19 protein-coding genes are annotated in these 22,046 nt (G+C 44.5%); 7 read left to right on the top strand and 12 right to left on the bottom strand.

Translation table 11 applies throughout. The annotated features are described in order from the left end of the window. Positions 1 to 20: 20 nt before the first annotated feature. The 5 genes from ACZ43M_RS24300 to ACZ43M_RS24280 form a co-directional block, all read right to left on the bottom strand. Positions 21 to 791, bottom strand: a complete 771-nt coding sequence (locus ACZ43M_RS24300) for a hypothetical protein (RefSeq protein WP_464505085.1) — start codon at positions 789 to 791, stop codon at positions 21 to 23. Continuing rightward, on the bottom strand, positions 784 to 1,314 hold the full coding sequence (locus ACZ43M_RS24295; protein ID WP_464505084.1) for an RNA polymerase sigma factor: 531 nt from the start codon (positions 1,312 to 1,314) through the stop codon (positions 784 to 786). Before ACZ43M_RS24295 ends, ACZ43M_RS24300 begins: the two co-directional genes overlap by 8 nt. 644 nt (positions 1,315 to 1,958) lie before the next feature. After that, positions 1,959 to 2,183 (bottom strand): hypothetical protein, encoded by a 225-nt coding sequence (locus ACZ43M_RS24290; RefSeq protein WP_464505082.1) that lies wholly within the window; start codon positions 2,181 to 2,183, stop codon positions 1,959 to 1,961. Between the two features lie 3 nt (positions 2,184 to 2,186). Next, positions 2,187 to 2,381: a hypothetical protein gene (locus tag ACZ43M_RS24285; protein WP_464505081.1), complete on the bottom strand. Its 195-nt coding sequence runs from the start codon at positions 2,379 to 2,381 to the stop codon at positions 2,187 to 2,189. A gap of 82 nt (positions 2,382 to 2,463) precedes the next feature. After that, positions 2,464 to 2,874, bottom strand: a complete 411-nt coding sequence (locus ACZ43M_RS24280) for an SGNH/GDSL hydrolase family protein (protein WP_464505079.1) — start codon at positions 2,872 to 2,874, stop codon at positions 2,464 to 2,466. A gap of 149 nt (positions 2,875 to 3,023) precedes the next feature. Here ACZ43M_RS24280 and ACZ43M_RS24275 point away from each other — a divergent pair, with 149 nt between their 5' ends. Beyond that, positions 3,024 to 3,410, top strand: coding sequence for an FxsA family protein (locus ACZ43M_RS24275; RefSeq protein ID WP_464505078.1), 387 nt, complete (start codon positions 3,024 to 3,026; stop codon positions 3,408 to 3,410). 142 nt (positions 3,411 to 3,552) lie between these two features. Here the strand turns inward: ACZ43M_RS24275 and ACZ43M_RS24270 are convergent, their stop codons facing one another. The 4 genes from ACZ43M_RS24270 to tagU form a co-directional block, all read right to left on the bottom strand. Further along, positions 3,553 to 3,690, bottom strand: a complete 138-nt coding sequence (locus ACZ43M_RS24270) for a hypothetical protein (RefSeq protein ID WP_464505077.1) — start codon at positions 3,688 to 3,690, stop codon at positions 3,553 to 3,555. Positions 3,691 to 4,245: 555 nt separating this feature from the next. After that, positions 4,246 to 5,448, bottom strand: a complete 1,203-nt coding sequence (locus ACZ43M_RS24265; RefSeq protein ID WP_464505076.1) for an aminotransferase — start codon at positions 5,446 to 5,448, stop codon at positions 4,246 to 4,248. Then, on the bottom strand, positions 5,445 to 5,948 hold the full coding sequence (locus ACZ43M_RS24260; protein ID WP_464505075.1) for an Lrp/AsnC family transcriptional regulator: 504 nt from the start codon (positions 5,946 to 5,948) through the stop codon (positions 5,445 to 5,447). Before ACZ43M_RS24260 ends, ACZ43M_RS24265 begins: the two co-directional genes overlap by 4 nt. A gap of 125 nt (positions 5,949 to 6,073) precedes the next feature. Continuing rightward, the gene (gene tagU, locus ACZ43M_RS24255; RefSeq protein WP_464505074.1) at positions 6,074 to 6,997 is read right to left on the bottom strand and encodes a polyisoprenyl-teichoic acid--peptidoglycan teichoic acid transferase TagU; all 924 of its coding nucleotides are present in this window, start codon (positions 6,995 to 6,997) and stop codon (positions 6,074 to 6,076) included. A gap of 257 nt (positions 6,998 to 7,254) precedes the next feature. On the opposite strand from tagU, the gene ACZ43M_RS24250 reads away from it, so the two are divergent. Then, positions 7,255 to 8,244 carry a zinc-binding dehydrogenase gene (locus ACZ43M_RS24250; protein WP_464505073.1) on the top strand — a complete coding sequence of 330 codons (990 nt, stop codon included), beginning with the start codon at positions 7,255 to 7,257 and terminating at the stop codon, positions 8,242 to 8,244. A gap of 243 nt (positions 8,245 to 8,487) precedes the next feature. On the opposite strand, the gene ACZ43M_RS24245 is transcribed toward ACZ43M_RS24250, so the two are convergent. Continuing rightward, entirely contained in the window at positions 8,488 to 10,095 is a 1,608-nt protein-coding gene (locus tag ACZ43M_RS24245; protein ID WP_464505072.1) for an N-acetylmuramoyl-L-alanine amidase, read from the bottom strand. Between the two features lie 271 nt (positions 10,096 to 10,366). Here ACZ43M_RS24245 and galE point away from each other — a divergent pair, with 271 nt between their 5' ends. Beyond that, positions 10,367 to 11,338, top strand: a complete 972-nt coding sequence (gene galE, locus ACZ43M_RS24240) for a UDP-glucose 4-epimerase GalE (protein ID WP_464505071.1) — start codon at positions 10,367 to 10,369, stop codon at positions 11,336 to 11,338. Positions 11,339 to 11,392: 54 nt separating this feature from the next. On the opposite strand, the gene ACZ43M_RS24235 is transcribed toward galE, so the two are convergent. Further along, on the bottom strand, positions 11,393 to 12,691 hold the full coding sequence (locus ACZ43M_RS24235; RefSeq protein ID WP_464505070.1) for an NCS2 family permease: 1,299 nt from the start codon (positions 12,689 to 12,691) through the stop codon (positions 11,393 to 11,395). A gap of 304 nt (positions 12,692 to 12,995) precedes the next feature. On the opposite strand from ACZ43M_RS24235, the gene ACZ43M_RS24230 reads away from it, so the two are divergent. The 3 genes from ACZ43M_RS24230 (at position 12,996) to ACZ43M_RS24220 (ending at position 14,894) form a co-directional block, all read left to right on the top strand. Further along, positions 12,996 to 13,457, top strand: a complete 462-nt coding sequence (locus tag ACZ43M_RS24230; RefSeq protein ID WP_464505069.1) for a hypothetical protein — start codon at positions 12,996 to 12,998, stop codon at positions 13,455 to 13,457. A gap of 76 nt (positions 13,458 to 13,533) precedes the next feature. After that, positions 13,534 to 13,992 (top strand): NUDIX hydrolase, encoded by a 459-nt coding sequence (locus ACZ43M_RS24225; protein WP_464508104.1) that lies wholly within the window; start codon positions 13,534 to 13,536, stop codon positions 13,990 to 13,992. A gap of 29 nt (positions 13,993 to 14,021) precedes the next feature. Further along, positions 14,022 to 14,894 carry an ADP-ribosylglycohydrolase family protein gene (locus tag ACZ43M_RS24220; RefSeq protein ID WP_464505068.1) on the top strand — a complete coding sequence of 291 codons (873 nt, stop codon included), beginning with the start codon at positions 14,022 to 14,024 and terminating at the stop codon, positions 14,892 to 14,894. A gap of 340 nt (positions 14,895 to 15,234) precedes the next feature. On the opposite strand, the gene ACZ43M_RS24215 is transcribed toward ACZ43M_RS24220, so the two are convergent. Then, positions 15,235 to 16,377, bottom strand: coding sequence for a HupE/UreJ family protein (locus ACZ43M_RS24215; RefSeq protein WP_464505067.1), 1,143 nt, complete (start codon positions 16,375 to 16,377; stop codon positions 15,235 to 15,237). Positions 16,378 to 16,570: 193 nt separating this feature from the next. Here ACZ43M_RS24215 and ACZ43M_RS24210 point away from each other — a divergent pair, with 193 nt between their 5' ends. After that, positions 16,571 to 21,871, top strand: a complete 5,301-nt coding sequence (locus ACZ43M_RS24210) for a DUF4350 domain-containing protein (RefSeq protein ID WP_464505066.1) — start codon at positions 16,571 to 16,573, stop codon at positions 21,869 to 21,871. Positions 21,872 to 22,046 lie beyond the last annotated feature (175 nt).

Below are 22,046 nucleotides of genomic sequence, written 5' to 3'. Positions count from 1 at the left end.
ACCGTCCCCTGACTTCTCATTTACTCAACAATATGAAACTCCTTCAGCATTTCGTCAAATCGGGCACCGTGGCCTTCTTCTGCTTCGAGGAACAGGGTTTGGGTAATCACGAAGCTTCCTTTGTCGCCATTGCTAAGAACGTAAACCTTAACAAGCGGCGTATTCCACTCCGTCCCTTTGCCTTTTGCGGTAATCAATGTCGCAGCAAGCGGATAGGTTACTTCTTCGGTACGCAGGATTTCTCCGTACTTTTCACCCAGCGATGCCTTTGCGTCTTCAACCGCTGCACTTGGCTCCTTATCCTCCAGCTGCACAATCTCCATTTCTACATCCGGATATTGTTCAGGCAGCGCCTCTTTTAAGATCACTTTATCGGAAGTTTCGGAGGTTACGAACTGATAGCGCGACTCATCTACATATAAGACATACTTGGCTTTCTTACCCTCGTGCAAATTTAACTTTGTTTCCTCATCGGACCCTTCAATTTTGGTGATGACGTCCTTTTCCGGTGCAAACATTTCCTTTACCTTGTCAATCATCGCGCTGCCGGTGGAGGTTTGCGTGCCAAAGGCGATTAACATGGCTGCGGCAACCGCTGCAAAGATAAAGCCCTGTTTTTTACTTCGCTTTTGCTTTTGCTTGGCTGGTTTTCGTCCTGCTGTTGTGTCCTCGGATTGTGCTCCAAACACTTCTGCTTCTATGTTATCCCACATTTCGTTTATTTCTTCCTTAGAAAAAATCACTTCATTTTTCAATGCCTGGTTGATTTGCTCATCGAATGATTTAGCCATGGAGATTCCCCCTAACATTCTCGTCTAATGTATTCCGCAATAGTTCTTTTCCTTTTTTCAGCCTTGTCTTAATCGTATTTTGATTCATGTTCAGTACCTCGGCGATTTCCTTTTCTGTAAACCCCTGTAAATACTTTAAGATGATCGGCACCCGATACATCTCGTGAAGATTGGCAATCGCTTCGTTTAATTCCCGGTAATAAACCTTTTCCGCTGCGGCGAATTCTTCATCTTCCCCGATGGAGCGGTGGAGGCGGGTAACTTTTGCCTCTTTGGCTAAGATCCGATTACACTCATTGATGAGAATTTGAAAAAACCAAGGGTCAAACTGCTTTGACTCATCAAACTGGCTGATATATTTGAAGACCCTGATAAACGTTTCCTGCACGGCCTCCTTGGCGATTTCCTTGTTTTTCATTATGTTCACGGCTGTTCCAAGCGCTTTATGGACGTATTCATCATAAAGAGCCTTAAACTCCTTTTTATCTCCGTTTTTCAACTTGCGCATGCGCTTTTGGTCCAATTGAAACTCCCTCCTTGCTATTCACTAATATATACCACATCTAGCTGGAAAAAGTTTTCCCAAACCAAAAAAAATAGGTAGAGGTGTCCGTTGCCAATCGCAAAATCTCAATTTATACTGGAAAATTACTTTCTCCATAGCGATCTCTGTAAGTGTGAGAAATAGGCGGAGAATTTCCTGCTAATGTATATAGGGGAAGCTTAAGAAGCGGATTTAAGCGGAGAAATTCCGACTAACTGCTCTAAATAGGGAAAAATTCAAAGATTTTGATCATATAAACGGAAAAACTTCCCTTATTTTAAAGGAAATATGGGTATTTCCCAATTTAGCCGGAAAATATCCGTTTATTTTTCATACACAGTGAAAATTATTAGATCTTACTAATTAAAAGATAGGAAGCAGAGGTCTCTGCTTCCTTACGCTGTTTATTGGAGGGCATTTTTCAAATAAATGTAATAGATTAAAAGGGTTTTGCGAAATAGTTACCAGAGTTGGCGAAATACGATGAAGAATGAGCGAAATATGAAAGAGAATCGGCGAAATAGGTACCTATTTTCGCGAAATGTAACAAGGATTCAGCGAAATACAATTTTAAAAAAGTTATTTTTCAACAAAAGAAAAAAACCCTTCATCTAAAGGGCTTTCTACTTCTCCGCTCCATCTTCAGCTTCGGCATTGGTCAGGGCTGCGCGGGAATGGGCGAAGTTATTGTGGCTGCCGTGGATGTTGCCGAGGCCCTGATTATGTTTCTTGCTGCTTTTAAAATCCTCGATAAAGTTATTGCCGATGCTGAAACATGATGCTTCCGCAATACTGCCTATTTTGATGGTGCCAATATGAAAAGTGGGGGATAAAATCGGGGAAGTCACGAGCTATTCATCCTTCCTGCCTTTGGTTTTGACCCAGCTGCTATGGGTGATGGTGTTTTCATCTCCGGACAAGCTGCCAACAACCTCGTTCAGTATTGATTCGCTGCGGAACTGTTTATGGGTGTTATTGTTTCCATAAAAAACACCTGAAGAATTTCCAATTTTTGTAATCTTGATATTGCCTAAAGTCAGTTTCATCGGTATTCAATCCTTTTTTGAGTATCATATTCAGTTTCTGGGCGAATGACACCATGGGAGGATGATTCACAAACTGGTGAGGTCAAAGGCGGCTCCTGAACCTGTAGCCTTTTGGGGTTTTCATCATTTTAGAGTGATCAGCAAGGGGCTCCTCTTGGTTTTCTTCGGAAACGTCTGTTTCTTCTTTCATCGCCTCCTGTTTCAATCCTTGCTTGTCAACTTTCTGAATAATCGAAGCGGCAAAATCCTCGGAGCCGCTAATGTTCGTGCCAATCAGCAGCTTGCCGCTGAGTTCATCGATTTCAATATTGTCCAGCCTGAAAATAATATTTTCCAGATGGTCGATTTGCACATGCTCAAGGTGGATGTTCTTGCCGCTGGTTTCAGCGTTTTGCTGTTTTTCCAAAAGCTCGATAATCCGGTCCAATTTTGTGATAAGCAGGGAATTTACTTTTTCCTCTTTCCGTTTTCTCTTCGAAAAAAAGTGGAACATAAACTCCCCCCTTACCTAAATCAGTCCTCCATTCCTAACTATATGAATCGGCACCGGCTGTTATTCAGTACTGTGCCTTGCTTCTTTGTTCATTTGAACTTTATAATTAAAATAGAGCTAACTAATCCGATCAGAAGGAGAACGTCTTCATGCGCCTATTATTACTTTTAATTATTGTCGTCCCTGCCGCTGAAATTGGGATCCTCTTGTGGTCGGGAACTACCATTGGTTTTTGGCCGACTTTGTTGATGATCATTTTAACAGGGGTGCTTGGAACGTATCTGGCGAAAAGGGAAGGATTGCAAACGATTCGCAGGGTTCAGGAGCAGATGAGAATCGGGCAAGTTCCGGGACATGCTTTACTGGACGGAATCTGTATTTTGGTTGGGGGCATACTGCTGCTTACTCCAGGATTTATTACCGATATCACTGGCTTCTTGATGTTGTTCCCGCCGACAAGAAAGTTTTTTAAACTATTGATTGCCAATATTATTCGAAAAAGAATCTACAAGGGAAACATAAAAATTATTAGATAAGGAATAAGTCGATGGGTCTCTGGTCTTCCTTCTAGAAGCGGATGAGCCAGGGAATTTATATTATCAGGTTTCTGCAACGCGAATTTATTTGGTAAACAAAAACCCCTAAATCAGAGGATTAGGGGTTTTTGTTTACCATTGATTAGAGACTGTTTGCCAAGATAGTCACAATGGCGCTCAGCAGGACGGTCCCAAATAGAATAGCCCCATTGATTACAATCTTTTTCCTTTTTTTACGCTGAATTACCTCTTCAGGTGTCAACCATAACCCTTTTGCCATCTTCCATTCCCCTTTAATAATCATAGCTCTTATGTTTTTAACAAATTTAACGTGAAAATATTTAAAAAGACTAAAGTTATTATACTATTACGGAATTGTTTTGAGAATGGGATTGAACCATTCTTAGTAAATATTTAAACAATTTACGACAACTTACTTTATCCTTTCATTAACACTTGAAGATTCTGAATCAATTGGACCGCGATTTGATAAGGGAAATAAAAGAATATTGCGATTGGGATCCCACTTTGCTGATGAGTGTAATAAGTTGAACCACGTTTCCACTCCTTTCTTGACTACTTTGATATGGAGCAAGAGCCGCTATATATATTAAAAGAAGAAGATATATTTTTAAAAAAGCCGGGTTTTATTGTTGAACTTAGCCACCGAAAAGGGTAGGGGAGAAATCAGAGATTTTTTCATTTCTTTTTGATGCAGATAGGTAAAGATTCTTCATACAAAAAGCTCTCCATACTTGGGGAGAGCTTTTTGTATGAAGAAAGGAATCTCAGAGTTAACCCGACTGGATACGGGCCCTAGGTTCCTTTTTTATGCTTACTTAATAGAATCTGCACGTACCGCGAAGTTCCTCGTTTCAACAAACCGCTGCATCCGCTTGAGCGCCTCCTGCAGCTGCCCCATTGAGGTGGCGTAGGAGCAGCGAATGTAGCCTTCGCCGCTTTCACCAAAGACACTGCCGGGTACGACGGCGACTTTTTCCTGCATCAGCAGCTCCTCAGCAAATTGCTCGGATGTGAGCCCGGTCGATTTGATGGACGGGAACACATAGAAGGCCCCGCCCGGTGTGTGGCAGTCCAAGCCAATTTGGTTCAGCGTCTGGACGACGTAATTGCGGCGGCGGCGATAGCTGGTCCGCATGGACTCAACTTCATGGTAGCCGTTGCGAAGCGCCTCGATCGCCCCATGCTGCATCATGTGCGGCGCGCACATCGTCGTATATTGGTAAATTTTCAGCATGACCTCGACGAATTCCTTCGGAGCAGCAAGGAACCCAAGCCTCCACCCAGTCATCGCAAAGCCTTTGGAAAACCCGTTGATTAAAACAGTCCGTTTGTACATGCCGTCGACGGCAGCAAAGCTTGTGTACGGCTCATCCTGGTAGAGCAGCTCAGCATAAATTTCATCCGATACGACGATTAGGTCGTGTTTCTCTACGATTCTCGCGATTTCCTCAAGTTCCACTTTGTTCAAGGTGGTGCCGGTTGGGTTGTTCGGTGAACATAGGAGAATCGCTTTTGTCCGGTGAGTAATCGCAGCTTCGATTTGTTCCGCTGTGACCTTAAAGCCGTTTGCAGCTGTGGTAGATACGGGAACCGGTGTGCCACCGGCGATGGCTACTAATGGTCCATATGACACGAAAGCCGGTTCGACAATTAGAACCTCATCGCCTTGGTTTAAAATCGCTCGAAAGGCAAGGTCGATGGCCTGGCTGGCCCCAATGGTCACGATGATTTGGTTTTTTGGATCGTACTGAACGCCAAATCGGGTATAAAGGTAGTTGGTGATCTCCTGCCTCAGTTCGAGGAGTCCGGCATTGGCTGTATACGATGTATATCCTTGCTCTAATGACAAAATTGCTGCTTCGCGGGTTCCCCAAGGTGTGACAAAATCGGGTTCGCCAACTCCAAGGGAAATGACACCCTCCATGCTGGCGGCAAGGTCAAAGAACTTCCGGATCCCTGACGGCTTCAGGTCTTTGGCAGTATTTGAAAGGTAGCTGGCATACTCGTGTTTCATGGTGAAACCACCATTCTCCGGTCTTTTTCGTCGCCTTCGTCAAAAATCACACCATCATGTTTGTATTTTTTTAACATGAAATGGGTGGTCGTCGACACGACATTTTCAATCGGCGACAATTTTTCCGAAACAAAATTAGCAATCTGGTGCATTGTTTTTCCTTCAACCGTGATGGAAAGATCGTAGGCACCGGACATTAGATAGAGGGAGGATACCTCCGGAAAGCGGGCGATTCGCTCTGCGACCTCATTAAAGCCGACACCACGCTTTGGCGTAACCTTGACGTCAATCATCGCGATGACTCCTTCCTGGCCCTCGACCTTGCTCCAATCAATTAGCGTTGGGTAACTCATGATAATCTTTTCGTCTTCCAATTTCTTTATTGTGTTCTGGACAGCTTCCTCACTGGCCGTTGCCATCAACGCAATCGTCTCCACCGGCATCCGATGGTTCTCTTCCATAATCTTTAAAATCTCAAGCTCCTCACTCGTCAACTTCATGAGTATGCCTCCTAAATATTCAAATTTTTCATATTGTTGATTGTACTACTCAAATGCACCTGTGTCATCATTAGAAATGTAATAAAAAAAGCTGAATGGTCATAACCAATCAGCTTCTTGAATAATTATTGCAGTTCTAATTGTGATTTTAACTCACTTTGAATTCTTTGCTTTTCTTCAGTCGAAACTAATCCATAATAAATACCGTTGATTTTTTTCCCAGTTTCTTTAATTTCTAATTGCTTCATGTTATTTGCAGCTTCTTTGTAGTTCTTTTGGATATCCATCATTTGGTCAAAAGTAAGGTTCGTCTTTACGTTTTTTCCAAGGGCAGCAAAGATGTTTGAGTAATTAGTCAGGCTAGATAAGCTTGCACCTTCATTGATAACGGCTTGAATAATCTGACGCTGCCTCATTTGCCGGCCAAAATCACCACGCGGATCTTCGTATCTCATTCTGGAGTATTTAAGCGCCTTTTCCCCGTTTAAGTTTAATTTCCCTTTTGTAAAATGTTCGCCTTCATAATTAAAATCAAGGTCGTTTACTACACTAATTCCGCCGACAGCATCGACGATATCTTTAAATCCTTCCATGTTAATCTGAATATAATAATCAATTGGAATATCAAGGAAGTTTTCTACTGTATCCATTGCCATTGGTACACCGCCAAAAGCATATGCATGGTTAATTTTGTCGTCTTTTCCCTTACCAACAATTTCAGTCCGGGTATCACGGGGAATGCTGAGCATTTTTACTGAATTGGTATTTGGGTTCACAGTTAACACAATTAATGAATCCGAACGTCCTCTATCTCCTGCGCGTTCATCAACACCAAGTAATAATACGGAGAATGGATCCTTTTCTTGCAAAGTGACGGGTTCTTCCCGTTTTTCAGATTGCTTTCGTTCAATCGGCTGGTGCATCGTATCGACAGCCGTTTTCAAGGATTTATATACAGAGTAACCATAGGCGCCACCTGCGATTAACAATATTAATAGAATGATTCCAGTAACCTTTAGCCACGAACGTTTCTTTTTTTCGCTTCTCATTTTCGACGATTCCTCCAAAAAAATTACAAATTTCTTACATCCATCCAATAGAATAACAGAAAAGTGGGTAATTGGATATAGGAAAACGTTAGTGTTTTATTGTCATTTTGAATTGAATTTTCCTTTAAGACTTCTTACACAAGCTTATTAAGTAGTAAATTCGGGATAGCTTAAGAGATATTGGGGTTTAAGTATCCTATTTTTCAGAGTATTATGTACTTATTACAAAAATTTTGCAGTAAGGAGTGATTTATATTATGAAAGCACTAGTTCATGCAGGACAAGCCGGCCTCGAGGGGCTGACGGTTCAGGAAATAGAGGATTTCCTGCCGGGAGCGGGAGAAGTACGGGTTAATCTGAAAACGGCCGGGCTGAATCATCGTGATCTATTCGTGCTTGTCCGCCATAAACCAACCGACCCGCCGCTTGTGATTGGTTCGGATGGTGCCGGTGTCGTGGATGCCATTGGTGAAGGTGTGGTAGGTGTTAAAGTTGGCGATGAGGTGATAGTGAATCCGAGCCTTGGCTGGAAAGAAAAATCGGATGCACCGCCAGCAGGGTTTGAAATTCTTGGGTTGCCATTTCACGGAACATTTGCACAGCATGTCATCGTTCCTGCTGAAAATGTGGCACTGAAGCCGGAGTATTTGACCTGGGAAGAGGCCGGGGTGTTGTCGTTGGCAGCTTTGACTGCCTACCGTGCACTGTTTACCCAAGGACAGGTACGTGAAGGGATGAAGGTACTGATTCCGGGAATCGGCAGCGGTGTCGCTACACTGTTACTGCAGTTTGCCAAAGCGGCCGGGGGAACCGTTTATGTTACCTCCCGTTCTGAGGACAAGTGTAAGAAGGCGCTTGAGCTTGGAGCTGACCGGGCATTTGACAGCAATGAAGACTGGTCGTCGGCGCTTGGCGGAGAGAAGATGGACTTAGTGATTGAGTGCGTAGGTGCTGCTACGTTCAACAAGTCACTGAAGCAGCTGCGGCAGGGAGGTACGATTGTGACCTTTGGCGCCTCTGCCGGGGATGTGGTGGAATTCAATTTGCGGGACTTTTTCTATGGGCAGTACCGTCTGTTTGGTTCCACTCTTGGAAGCGGAGAGGAATACCATGAGATGCTTGAATTTGTGGAGAAACATCAAATCAGGCCGGTTGTCGATACTATGTATTCTTTAGAGGAGTTCGGTGAAGCCTTCAAGCGCATGGAAAACGCCGAACAATTAGGGAAGATTGGATTTTATATTTAATTAATAGCAAAGGCCGCCATTCGTTCATTCCTGAGTGGCGGCTCCTTTTTTTCTATAAAAATCTAATCAAACGTTTGGTTAGGAAATTTATGGGTTTCTTTTTTAAACAATTGTTCGGTGTTTGGGATTATTTCGGGCTTCCGGGTTTGCCTGCTGTATTACTTTATTTACGGGACTTTGCTATGCATTAGCCAAACGTTTGATTAGGGTATGGCGTTAGGGAATAGCCATGTAAAGTTTTTGTTATTCGGTAATTCCGCCACGGGCTGTTTCAAGCGTTCCAATCGAGAATTGAACCATTCTATTATATAGACTCAAAATAGACTGGCCATAGGTGGTGCCCGGCACTGCCCATTTTCCGTTTAATCCAGTCCAGGTCGGTGCAGAACCCCTTGCGACAAGATGGAACCGCGGGTCGACTACTGAATATTGATTTGGCAATGGATTTGTTGTAGCGTAGGCATACAAGTGTTGAAATTGGGCTAGAACTCCTTCCTCTGGTGTTTGGAAGCTAGCTCCTGGATTATCAGAGCCAGTGGCGCCGATGCCAGCGAAGTTGTCTTGACCTGGTTTTACGACCCCAGTAAAGCGGAAATAGTTTGTTTCATGAATAGCTTGAGCAAAGGCAATGTCGCCCCTGATTCTGTAGTACTCGCCAAAGGTTAAATAATAGTTTCCAAGCTCTGGTGCGTCCGGATTGACGCTTTTCACAAATCGGTTCATTAACTCAGGAGAGAGGAGGGTTGGGCCAAAGATAGAATTAATCGCTGGTTCTTGTTGGACCAGGCCGCTTCCCAAGCCTTCGCTTCGGTTAGAATTAGTTTCTTTATTTGTACCTCCAGTTGTTCCTTCTGGTGCCGTAGTTTTTCCGGTTCCTCCGCTGCTGGAAGGGGGATTCCCTGCACCAGTGTCAGTGTTTGTGACCGGAGCTGGAGCGGGTGAACTGGAGCTGCCCGTGCTGTTTCCGTTACTCGTATTACCGCTGCTATCGATAATAATGAACGCATCCGTAAATCCGGCGTTTTCCATGATCCTCAGACGATCTTCAGCGTTCTCCCTATTTGAAAATGCCCCTACCTGTACCCGATAAAAAGTTGAGCCCGATATGGTTGTTGTAACAACGAAGGCATCATGTCCCAATGAACGGAGTCTTGCAACACGCTCGTCTGCATTTTCCCGTGACTTGAACGACCCAACCATCACCTTATAAAGAGTTCCGGAAACCGGGTTCGCTGGTGCTGGAGCTGGTGCAGGTGCAGGTTTCGGAGCTGGCGCAGGAGTCGGTGCAGGTGCTTGGTTTGCTTTTCGCTGCAGGTTAAAAGCACGTGCCAATCCGTTTGCATGGCCTCGCGCCACTTTTTGCCGCCAAGCATCCTGTTTCATCAGTGCAGCATCATGGGGATTACTGATAAAGCCATTTTCAGATAGCATCGCCGGCATGTTCGACTCACGAATCACATGGAAATTGGCCTTCTTTTTCCCGCGGTCGGTCAATTCATTTACTTTCATGACCTCAGCGTGGATGATATCACGGTATCTCGCCGCGGGTGATGAGTCGGAAAGCCCGTTATAAATAAAATCCTCGTAGCCATGGGCTGCACTGTCTGCTGAATTAATGTGAATCGCAAGGAAATAGTCGGCACCCCAGGCATTAGCTTCACTTGTCCGCTGGCCCAGGCTTTTGGTCGTGTCGCCCGTGCGACTCATTCTGACATCGACATTTTGGTACTCATTGAGTAAAATATTGCGCAGCTTAAGCGCAATATCCAATGTTACGTCCTTCTCATTCAGGCCATTGCCTTGAGCACCAGGGTCTGTACCGCCATGGCCTGGATCCAAATAAATCTTCATTTCATCTCCTCCATTTCTAATTTACATATATATCATATGGCAAATAACGGGCAGGGGTTCGGGCAGGGTGGGCATCTCTGTTTATCAGTCAATGGGAGCCCTCCCATCCTTTATTTACAGTAATGAAATCAATTGGGTCAGGGGGAGGGGTTAATATTTTCATTCCTGCTTTTCAACTTTCTGGCTGATATTGCTAATTTCCCGATTCAGGTAGCTAGTTTAAGAAAATGATATAATAAAAAAGGTAAATCTAGCTAAGGAGTAATGCTATATGATTCTCGTGATTGGCGGGGCTGGATACATCGGCAGCCACCTAGTAAAGGAATTAGTGAAAAAAGAGGAAGTCGTCATATTAGATAATCTCTCAACAGGGCATCGTGAAGCCGTGGACCCTCGGGCGATTTTTGTGCAAGGTGACTTGGGCAATATAGATGATCTGGTCATGGTTTTTCGCAGCTATCCAATTAAAGCGGTGATGCATTTTGCGGCCAATAGTTTAGTGGGCGAGTCTGTCGTAGACCCGATGAAATATTATGAAAACAATGTGGCATCCACTTTAACCTTATTAAAGGTTATGATGAAATTCAATGTTAAAAACTTTATCTTTTCATCAACAGCGGCAACTTATGGCATTCCAACTGTAGATATCATTGATGAAACAACACCAACAGCGCCAATCAATCCATATGGTCATTCGAAGTTAATGGTCGAGCAGATGCTGGGTGATTTTTCAAAAGCTTATGGTTTAAAATATGTCATTTTGCGTTACTTTAATGCTGCAGGGGCTCATGAATCGGCGGCTGTCGGTGAAAGCCACGATCCAGAAACGCATTTAATCCCAATTGTTCTGCAGCAGCTATTGGGCCAACGCGAAAAAGTATCAGTATTTGGTACCGATTACGATACTGAAGACGGCACCTGTATTCGCGATTACATTCATGTTACCGATTTAGCATCTGCCCACATCCTTGCACTTGAGGCGCTGCTTACCGGGAAAAAGTCTGCTGAAATTTACAACTTGGGCAACGGCCTCGGCTATTCTGTGAAGGAAGTGATCGAGACTTGCGAAAAGGTGACGGGGATAGAGACTAATGTAGAAATGGCGGACCGCCGCGCAGGCGACCCGGCAACACTTGTTGCCTCATCGGACAAAATTTACTCTGAACTCGGCTGGAAAGCAGAACGGAACCTTGAGAAAATTATCGCAGATGCATGGAACTGGCACCAGAATCAGAAGTACTAAAAAAAAGTCCAACTCATTAGATCAGAAATGAGTTGGACCTTTCTGTATTTAGTATTAATGCTGTAAAAACGCAAGCTGAATGAAGAATAATACCGCAAAGACATATACTAGCGGATGAACTTCATTCCATTTTCTCCTGACGAGCTTTAGCAGCGGATAGCTAATAAAGCCAAGGGCTATCCCCGTTGAAATGCTGGATGTCAGCGGCATCGCCAGGATGGTCAGAAACGCCGGGAACGCTTCGTCAAGATCGTGCCAGCGGATGTTGGCGATACTGCCCATCATTAGGCTGCCAACAATAATTAATGCCGGTGCGGTAATCGCCGAAATACCGGAAACGGCGCTGACAAGCGGACCGAAAAAGGCTGACAAAATAAATAGTATTGAAACAGTTAAGGTAGTTAATCCTGTTCGACCGCCAGCAGCAACCCCTGATGTTGATTCAATGTAAGCTGTGGTCGGGCTTGTCCCGAACATGGATCCAATCGCGGTTGCGATAGAATCTGACAGCAGCGCATGACGGGCACGCGGCAGCTTTCCGTCCTTCATCAGCTTTGCTTGGTTAGCGACGCCAACCATAGTTCCCGTTGTATCAAAGATCGTAACAAGGATGAATGAGAAAACTACGGCATACAGGCTGTATTGAACGACGTCACCTAATGCTGCGATTGGGTTGGCCACGATGACTCCTTCTGGCAGCGAAGGAAATGATAGGAATCCTTTGTCGAATGAGAGTTGGCCGGTGAAATAAGCAACCAACCCCGTTATAATCATTCCGAAAAATATTGCTCCGTTTATCCGAAGCGCCATCAAAATTAACGTGATGGCCAGGCCAACGATGGTGAGCAGGGCCGATGGTGCATGAAGGTCACCAAGTTTAACTAGGTTGGCCGGGTCAGCGACAATAATCTTTGTGAGACGCAGGCCGATAAAAGCGACGAATAATCCAATCCCCGCGGTAATTCCATTCTTAAGGTTATCCGGTATCGCATCAATTAGTTTTTCCCTTAAAGGTGTCAGCGATAAAATAACAAAAATTAGTCCTGCTACAAATACTGCTGCAAATGCGGTGTGGTAGCTTATATTGTGGCCGCCGACAACGGAATAGGCGAAGAATGCGTTCAGCCCCATACCAGGTGCGATGGCAATGGGGTAGTTTGCAAAAATGGCCATCCACAGCGTTCCGATTACAGTTGCCAAGATTGTCGCAGTAAACACCTGCTCAAACGGAACACCAGCATCGGCAAGAATTACTGGATTGACCACGACAATATACACCATCGTAAAAAACGTCGTAATCCCCGCCATTACCTCCGTCTTGGCATTTGTCTGATTTTCCTTTAGCTTAAACATAAATAACTCCTCCAAAACACGAACAATATATAAATGACTTTATAATAATATTCGCTTTCCAATTGGATTTCAATACCTAATTTTATTTTCCCCATTTCCTGCGTTGTATACCGTTCTAATGTTGCTATTAGTGCTATTGGTGTCAGGCACCAGCCGTGGACATTTTGGTCGTTTTGTCCACGTGGGGTGGACGCTCACTATTCCACTCAGGCGTGCACATCATTCCTTCAGTTAAATTTATACTATTTGGACATGGGGGTTCATATTGTGGGTAGTAGGTGATTTGGGTGAGAGGGGGATTGTTTTGCGGAGAAATAGGATACCATTGAAGGGGATTACGTTAGCGGTTCTGTTGGCTGCTGCCATTTTCCTTCTTGTTCAGTGTGCTTTTGTTTCTTCTGAGCAGGAGGCTGTTGGGGTGGTGGATGAGTTTTATCGTTTTGAGCAGGAAGGGGACTTCTCCAACTCATGGGAGCTGTTTCATTCAGCAATGAAGCAGAAGTTCACTAAAGGTAACTACATTCAGGACCGGGCACACGTATTCATGAATCATTTCGGGGTAGAAACCTTCAGCTATACATTAGGCGAGGTGGAGAAGCTAGATAAATGGAAAATGAGTAAAACGGGCCCTGCCTTGAAAGCCGTCTACAAAGTTCTCATTACACAGACCTACAAAGGCAAGTATGGAAACTTTGACCTTAAGCAGGAGGTTTTCGTTGTGAAGGAAAAGGATGAGTGGAAGATACTGTGGGATTATAATCAATAAGGTTCTTCTGCCAATTGGCAGGAAAAGCGAACGAAATCCCGAATACTTCCTTTATGAAATTATTTTGGAGGGTACAATGGGTTATATTGAGGATTTGCGAAACATTGTTGGAACACGGCCACTGATTTTAGTTGGCGCTACCGTAGGCGTCATTGACGACCAAGGGAGGCTGCTTTTGCAACTTCGCCCAAACGGAATGTGGGGTCTTCCTGGCGGCTTGCTGGAACTGGGAGAATCTGCGGAAGAGGCGGCAAGACGGGAGGTTTATGAAGAAACTGGGGTCGAAGTTGGCGAACTGAAGTTGGTCGAGGTTTTTTCCGGCAAGCAGTATTTCGTCGAGCTGCCAAATGGTGACCAGTTTTATCCTGTTACAATTGTATACATATCAAGAGATATTAAAAACAGCGAAATCAAAATTGACGGCGTGGAATCGCTTGACGCCCAATTTTTTAATCTCCAGGAACTTCCTGAACAGATAAGCCCACTAATTATGAAACTGATCAAGCAATATAATTTATTGCACTATCTAAACTAGAATATATTAATAGGATTAGGAGTACGTCCATGTTAGATAAGATTAAAGGAGCATTATTTGGTCTGGCAATAGGTGATGCCTTGGGTGGGACGACTGAATTTTTAACAAAGGCAGAAATCGCCAGGAAATACGGAACCCTGAAGGAAATCGTCGGCGGCGGTGTCTGGCATCTCGAAAAAGGCGAAACGACAGATGATACCGCGATGTCTTTGGCGGTGGCCAAAGGTATCGTGGAAAATCCTGAGGACCCGGTGGCAGCAATAGGAGAGGAATTCATCAAATGGTATGATACAAACCCGAAGGATATCGGAAATATTATACGAACGGTTTTTTCCATTTTCAACGGTGATTGGTTTGCCGCAGCACAAAAGGCACATACTCAATACCTTGGCGGGAAATCAGCTGGGAACGGCACATTAATGCGATGCCTGCCAGTGGCGCTAGCCTATCGGGAGCTCCAAAAGGTAGACGAAATAACTAGGCTTCAGTCCAAAATGACTCATTTCGACGGACTCGCCGACGAGGCCTGCATCATTTATAACCGAATTGCCTTCCATGTTCTCCACGGTAAGGATCTTAAAGAGGCCATTAGGGATGAAGTTCAAGGGACGGCTTACGAATCAGCGTTAACCTTGGAGGTACCAGACTGTCATCCTGATGGATTTGTCGTAAACACGATGCGCTGGGTGTTATACTGGCTTCTGACCAGCGGTTCGTTTGAAGCGGTTGTCATTGGCACCGCGAACGAAGGCTATGATACCGACACTGTGTCGGCAATTGCAGGTGGATTGGCGGGGCTGGCCTGTGGATTTGAGCAGCTCCCAGAGGATTATGTTAATGGATTATTGCAAAGACAAGAGGTAGAAAGAATAGCTGAAGCATTAACAAACTTGGTTGAGTGAGAAGCGTTTTATTTATAATTTTTAAGCTCTGTTATAGCTGAATGTTGATTTCACAGTGTTTGAAAAATAAACGGAGTAATTCCGGCTAAATTGGGAAATACCCAAATTTCCCTAAAAATAAGGGGAGCTTTTCCGTTTATATGATCCAAATCTTTGAATTTCGCCTTAATTAGAGCAGTAAATCGGAATATCTCCGCTAATTTTATGGTCTTAAGCATCCTCTATACATTAGCCGGAAATTCTCCCCCTATGGATTATCAGACCCATACGAAAATCACTAACAAAGCCAACTTCTAAAAAAAGCTGCCATTTCTCGGCAAGAGAATGGCGGCTTTTACTATTACATAAATAAGCGCTGCACCAGCCAGATGGCACCCAGCGCAAAAATACCGTACGACCCGTAACGGATGATTTTATCCGAAATCTTCAGCCTGAACATATAGGTTAGCAACGGCAGCAGCACCAGTACGATGGCAAGCTGAACAGCTTCAATCCCGATGTTGAAATTGAACAATGCAGCTGCAAGATCGCTTTTTGGAATGTTCATTTCTTTTAAGATAGAGGCAAACCCAAGTCCGTGGATTAATCCGAACAGGAAGGTAATGCCCCAACGGTGCTTGAGCTCTTTACGGAAAACATTTTCAAGCGCCACATAGCAAATGCTGAAGGCGATCACTGCCTCTACAAGCCGGGATGGCAGTGTGACTATCCCAAGGACTGCCAAACTGATGGTGATGCTGTGAGCAATTGTGAACGACGTGACGACTGCTGCGTATTGCTTGAAGGTTTGTTTTCTTAAAAGCAAAGCAAAAAGAAATAAAAGATGATCATAGCCGAACAGGATATGCTCCATTCCTAACGTTAAAAAGGAAGTCCAAGCTGAGTGTCCACCAGCCTTCCCGGTAGAAGGAGTTTCTGACTCTCCTTCTTGTGTATCTAGCTGTTGCTGCTGAGTTTCCGCTAACAGCATCGCCCACTCCCGATCCTTCCCATGCAAGACGGCCTCACTTACCTGGCCATTATAATTGACCGACAAAAAGTTATTATAATAGTCATAGTTTTGCCCTTGATAAAAAATCCCGTCTACCAATTTAACTGTTTGGCCTACCGAAAAAGCAGGATAAACAAATTCCACCTTGACGACATCGTTTTCGCCCTTTTTCTCTAATTTTATGCTTTTCAGCTTGGCCTTCAGCTGCTTTCCGTCTGTCTCCAGAATTAGACTGTCCTCGACCCATTCCTCCACACGAAATTCAACCGCTTTTAATTCATCCTTACTTAAGTTGCTATCTTCATTTTTATCCCCGCCGATTCCTTCAATCAACGAAAGCGTATCAATCGAATAGATTAACACCGTTTCGTCTTCGGACAGGTTAACCGTTGTAAAAGCGGCACTTAATGTATGGGCTTGGCTTGAAGCAGGCAATATGAACATAAAAAGAGTTAGCAGCATAATGAATTTGATTACTGAAATTTTCCTCAACCTAAATCCTCCTGAATGTTACTATTTCTATTATTAGGAAAACCATAAAAACTATAGCGCAATTTTTAACGAAAAAAAACCTATTTTCCAAAAATTATCCTACTAACCTATAATAATTTTGTATATGTTTTTCAGAAATTTCGTGATAGATTAAGAATGTAACGTAGCAGAAATTTCTAAGGGGGGGAAGCATATGCAAAAAAATCGTGTGAAGAAATGGAGCAGCATTGGTCTTTCTGCACTATTGATAGGGGGATCATTCTTGCCCAACTTCACGTTCAACACCATCCATGCCAAAGCGGCGCAATTTGGGGACGTTGTCATTAGCGAGGTCTATGGCGGTGGCGGAAATAGTGGGGCTACATATAAGAATGACTTCATTGAATTGTACAACCCAACTAATGAGGACATCAGCCTTGAGGGCTGGTCAGTGCAGTATGCGGCGAAGTCAGGTTCCTTTAGCACTAGCACAAGCTATCTAACGCCGCTTAAAGGGGTAATTAAGGCACATGGCTACTATTTAATTCAAGAAAAACCAGGCAGCGGGGGCACCGTTGATCTGCCAAACCCTGACGTCACCGGTTCGATTGCTATGGGTGGATCAGACGGTAAAGTAGTATTGGTGAAAACGACAGCCGCCGCAGCTGGTTCAACCGACCCGAATGTGGTTGACTTTGTCGGCTACGGAGCTGCCAATGACAAAGAGGGAAGCGGGACAACCCAGCCGCCTTCAGCAACCAAAAGTGTGGAAAGATTGGCCAACGACAGCTCTGATCCAACAGGTGAGGGAGCCGGAAACGGGAATGGCTGGGATACGAATGACAATGCCAGCGATTTTGTGTTAGCAGAACCAAATCCGCAAAATTCTAGCTCGAGCCAAGAACCGGCTTTAGTCACACCCGATCCTATTGCAGAAGGATCCATTTATATAAAAAATGTCCGTGACAATGACAGCTCAGGTCAGCCAAAACTTCTGAACGAGACGGTTACGGTCGAAGGAATTGTCACGACAGCCAACAATGTAGTCGGATCTAATACGTTCTATATCGAGGACGGCACTGGCGGAATCAATATTTTTGGCTCCTCCCAGGAAGTTACAGTTGGCAGCAAAGTGAAAGTGACCGGCAAGGTTTTATTTTACCGGGGTCTGTCCGAAATCAAGCCAGAAAGTATAGAAGTTATTAGCAGCAGCCATACATTAACTCCAAATTTCATTAAAAAACTGGCTGTGCTGAATCATTATAATACTGCAGAGCCTGTCGAAGGCACGCTCGTTAAGATAAGAGGAAAAGTAACCGATGTTCCAGCAACTCCAAGCGGCGGCGGTTACAATATCACCCTTACCGATGATGCTGGAAAAAGCACAATCGTTAGGGTCATGCAATCGACCGGCATCAACGTTCCGGACAGCATTAAAAAGGATAGCACCTATACGTTGACGGGCATCTTGAGTCAATATGATTCTGATAGCCCATATACTGGCGGCTATCAATTACTTCCGAGAAGTGCAGAGGACGTGCAGGAATATTTCGCCTTATCTCTAGAACACGAGCCAATTACAACGGCCTATAAAGGTACAAATGTCGAGTTTGTTGCAACAGCACCCGGCGCTCAAACTGTGACTGTTTTTTATAAAAGCAGCACAGAAGCAGATTACCATGCCCTTCCAATGGTCAAAGGGGAGCAGGATCAATTTACGGCTGTTCTGACGGCTTCAAACCTGCCGCAAGAAGGTTTCAGTTATTATATTGAAGCAAAAAATTCTTCGGAACAGAAAAGTGCTGGAACAGCGGCAGCACCATATGCTGTCAATGTGGAATTAGATACGGCGGGGCCGGAAATCTCCGGATTAGAGCCGGTTAACAATGCGATTGTCGAGACGACTACACCGGATATCAGCTTTCAATTGGAAGACCCAAGCGGGATTAATTTTTCCAAGCTTTCGGTAAAATTGGATGACAGCGACGTCACATCAGCGGTTAACACTTCTGTAAATCCAGTGGTGTTGGAGCTATCCAGCCCGTTATCAATCGGCACGCATACGATTTCAGTCGATGCCTACGATTCAAAGGGTTACCATAGCACGGCTTACTGGTCGTTTACAGTGGCACAGCCATTCATTGGCGGACAGCATTACCGCGGAACGACCCATAATCATACAAATATTTCACACGATGGCACGGGGTCGCCTGAGGACGCGCTGAAAGCAGGTAAAGCACATGGTTATGATTGGTTTGCTTTCTCCGATCACTCACATGACATCGATCCAGAGTTGGTCGGTCAAGACACCAATCAACGAAATGGCATGCCGGAACGGACAGGCGGGAACGAGTGGCAGATGACCAAGGACCTTGCCGATCAATATACGAAAGACGATTATGTTGTTTTCCCTGCCTTTGAAATGACAACTACGACATGGGGCCACTCCAATGTGTTTGGAACGAATAACTTTATCGATCGAAAAATGAACAGTGGAAAATATCAGGACTTGAATCAGTATTATGCCTGGGTGTTGACGTATGACAATATTGCCGCCCAGTTTAATCACCCTGATATGTCTGCGAATGCATTTAATAACTTCATGCCTTATGACCAAAAGGTAGATAAATTGTTTACAATGCTTGAAGTTGGAAATGGTTCGGGGCACTACGGCTACGCCAATGCCGAGAAAAAGTTCTTTAGCGCCCTTGATTTGGGCTGGCATATTGCGCCAACCTACGGCGAGGACAACCATGACGGAACATGGGGCCAAACATTGAAAAGAACCGTTATTGTCGCAAATGATTTATCGCAGAATTCGTTGCTGCATTCAATGCGGAATATGCGTGTTTATATGGAAGAAGATCCGAACTTCCAGTTGGACATGCTTGCAAACGGCCAATATATGGGGTCGATTATCAACAGCAAAACACTGAAGTTTGATATAACTGGATCGGACGCTGTGGCTGAAACAAAGTCGATGCCGGAATATAGCTTCCTTGCAAGTGACTATAAGTCTGATGACCGTGTGAAAAAAGTCGAACTGATTACCAACGGGGCAAAAGTGATTGATTCGATTGAGCCAATGACGAAAGATTTTTCATGGAATCCGGAAGTGACAGTAACCGGCGGCCAGCAATGGTTTGTTGTTCGGATTACCCAGATGGACGGGGAGCAAATTTACTCATCACCTGTTTGGACAAAAGAACAAGATGTAGACGTCCGCGTCAGCGGCTTGGAAGTTGTCGGCGGAGCGATTGTTTCAGGCAACCCGGCGACACTTGAAGCGGGAATCAGTAACCTTGGAAAAACGGCGCTGTCCAACTTGACTGTGAAATTTTACTATGATGAAGTGGCAAGCAACAATCTGATTGGTGAAGGCACTATTGCTTCAATAGCCTCTAAGGGCGTGAGCAAGGCAAGTGTAACTTGGAATAACCCTGTTGCTGGAAACCATACGCTGTTTGCCGTGGTTGACACGCCGACAGGTGACAGTCCTGAGGATAATGAGTTTAGAAAAACGATTGCGATAAAACAATCATTGGGAATCAAGGTCATGATTGATGCTTCACATAAAAATGAAAACACATCAACGGACCCGGGAACCTACAAAGATAACTTCACTTCTTTCACAAAAATGGTTCAGCGTGAAGGATATACGGTTGTGGAAAATAAAGCACCGTTAACCGCCGATACACTGAAGGATGTAAAAGTATTGGTATTAACCCATCCAGAAGTTGATTTATCTGCTGCGGAAAACGATGCTGTTGCTGAATTTGTGAAAAATGGAGGTTCCTTGTTATTAACGGATAAAAGTAATTATAAAAACGATCCGACAATTAATAACGATCTGCTTTTAGAGATGGGCGCTTCGATTCAAATTAACCATGACGGTATTTATGATGATTCAAAAGAAGGTAACTTCTGGTCTGACCCGCTGAAATCAAAACACGCAGTCCGTTTGCATTTAGCGCCGGTTGCAAACTATATTACCGATCGTGCTGATACGATTGAATACTATAGCGGTGCGAGTTTGGAAAAGGTTGGCCATGAGCCGTTAACTGACAGTGACAATGTCACAATTATTGCCAAGGCTAATGAAACGACCTATCAGACTAGTGTTTCTACAGGTTACTACACTTATGATAATGTTTCCGATGATAAGGGTGGTTCCGTAATTCCGGCGATTGCCTCCGAGGTCATTGGCGACGGGAAAATTGTCGTTGCTGGGATGAACTTCATGAATGATAAGCAAATGGATGAGTCCTACAATTCAAAAGGCAATGACGAAGTCGCAATGAATTCAATTAACTGGCTGGCAGACCGTGAAACCACAATTACAAAGCTGGATGATGCCAGAAACCTGGAAGATGGAACACCGGTAGTGGTTGAAGGAACGGTGACCACAGGTGCGGGCGTATTCTTCGATGCGTTCTACTTGCAGGATGACACTGGCGGCATTATGGCCTTCCAGGAAGTGCCGGAGGGCTCACTTAAAGAAGGGGATAAGGTTCGTGTCTATGGCCACATCAAGACCTTTGAAAACAATAAGGAACTTGAATTCGTGAGCTTTGACCAAGATGTTATCAATATTGGTTCTGGCGAGCCTGTACAGCCGAAACTGGTGAAAACCGGTGAGGCAACTTCGGTTTCAAACCAGGGTCTGCTTGTGAAGGTAAAAGGCTTAGTAACAGCAAAGTTTGATGACAATTCTTATTATATTAACGATGGCTCCGGCGATGTGTTGGTATTTACCGATGGGTACATTGTGGACCAAAGCGGTCCGGTTCCGGTGCTTGAGGTTGGCGATCAACTTGAGGCAATCGGCCTGTCCGGCTCATTTGCCCAAGGTGAGCGGGTTCGTGTTCGCAATTCGAAGGAACTAATCGGCAATAAGGATGTTACTGCGCCTGAAACAGCTGCCGAAGTGAATCCTCAGCAGCCAACTGGTAAGAATGGCTGGTATCAAACCGATGTCTCAGTTGAAATATCGGCTACCGACGATCTTTCAGGTGTAAGCTCGACTCAATACCGTCTAAACGGCGGGGACTGGCAAGAATACACGGGGCCAATTCAATTGACCGCTGACGGAATTCATACATTGGAATATCGCAGTCAGGATGTCAAAGGTAACGTCGAGTCAGTCAAGTCGCTTGAAGTTAATATCGATAAGACAGCTCCGACCTTAACCGTATCTGTTGACAAACCAACCCTATGGTCGCCAAATCATAAGCTGGTCGACATCAAGGCATTCCTGGACTATTCAGATACGACATCTGGAATCGATTCTGTTGTGTTAACATCGATTACAGTGAATGAAGCCAATGCACTTCCAACCGATATCCAAGGTGCAGCCTATGAAACGATGGATACCGATTTTAGCCTCCGTGCCGAAAGAAATGGATACGATGATGGCAGAATTTACACCATAACCTATAAGGGTACCGATAAAGCAGGCAATACTACTACAGGTACTGCTACTGTAACGGTTCCGAAAAGCAACTCAGGTAAATAAAAGCATGAAAGGACTGCTCCACCGGCATGCTCGGTTGGGACAGTCCTTTTTTTAAAGGAAATTGGCCGATAGCTGAACCACGCCAAACTCCATTAGGTCCCGAAAACTGGACGTAACGTCAAAACAAAAAACGCCCCCGCCCGTACCAAAACAAACAACACCCTCATCAACAACC

This window comes from Neobacillus sp. B24 (genome assembly GCF_055381825.1).
This window is presented reverse-complemented; position numbering and strand designations above follow the sequence as displayed.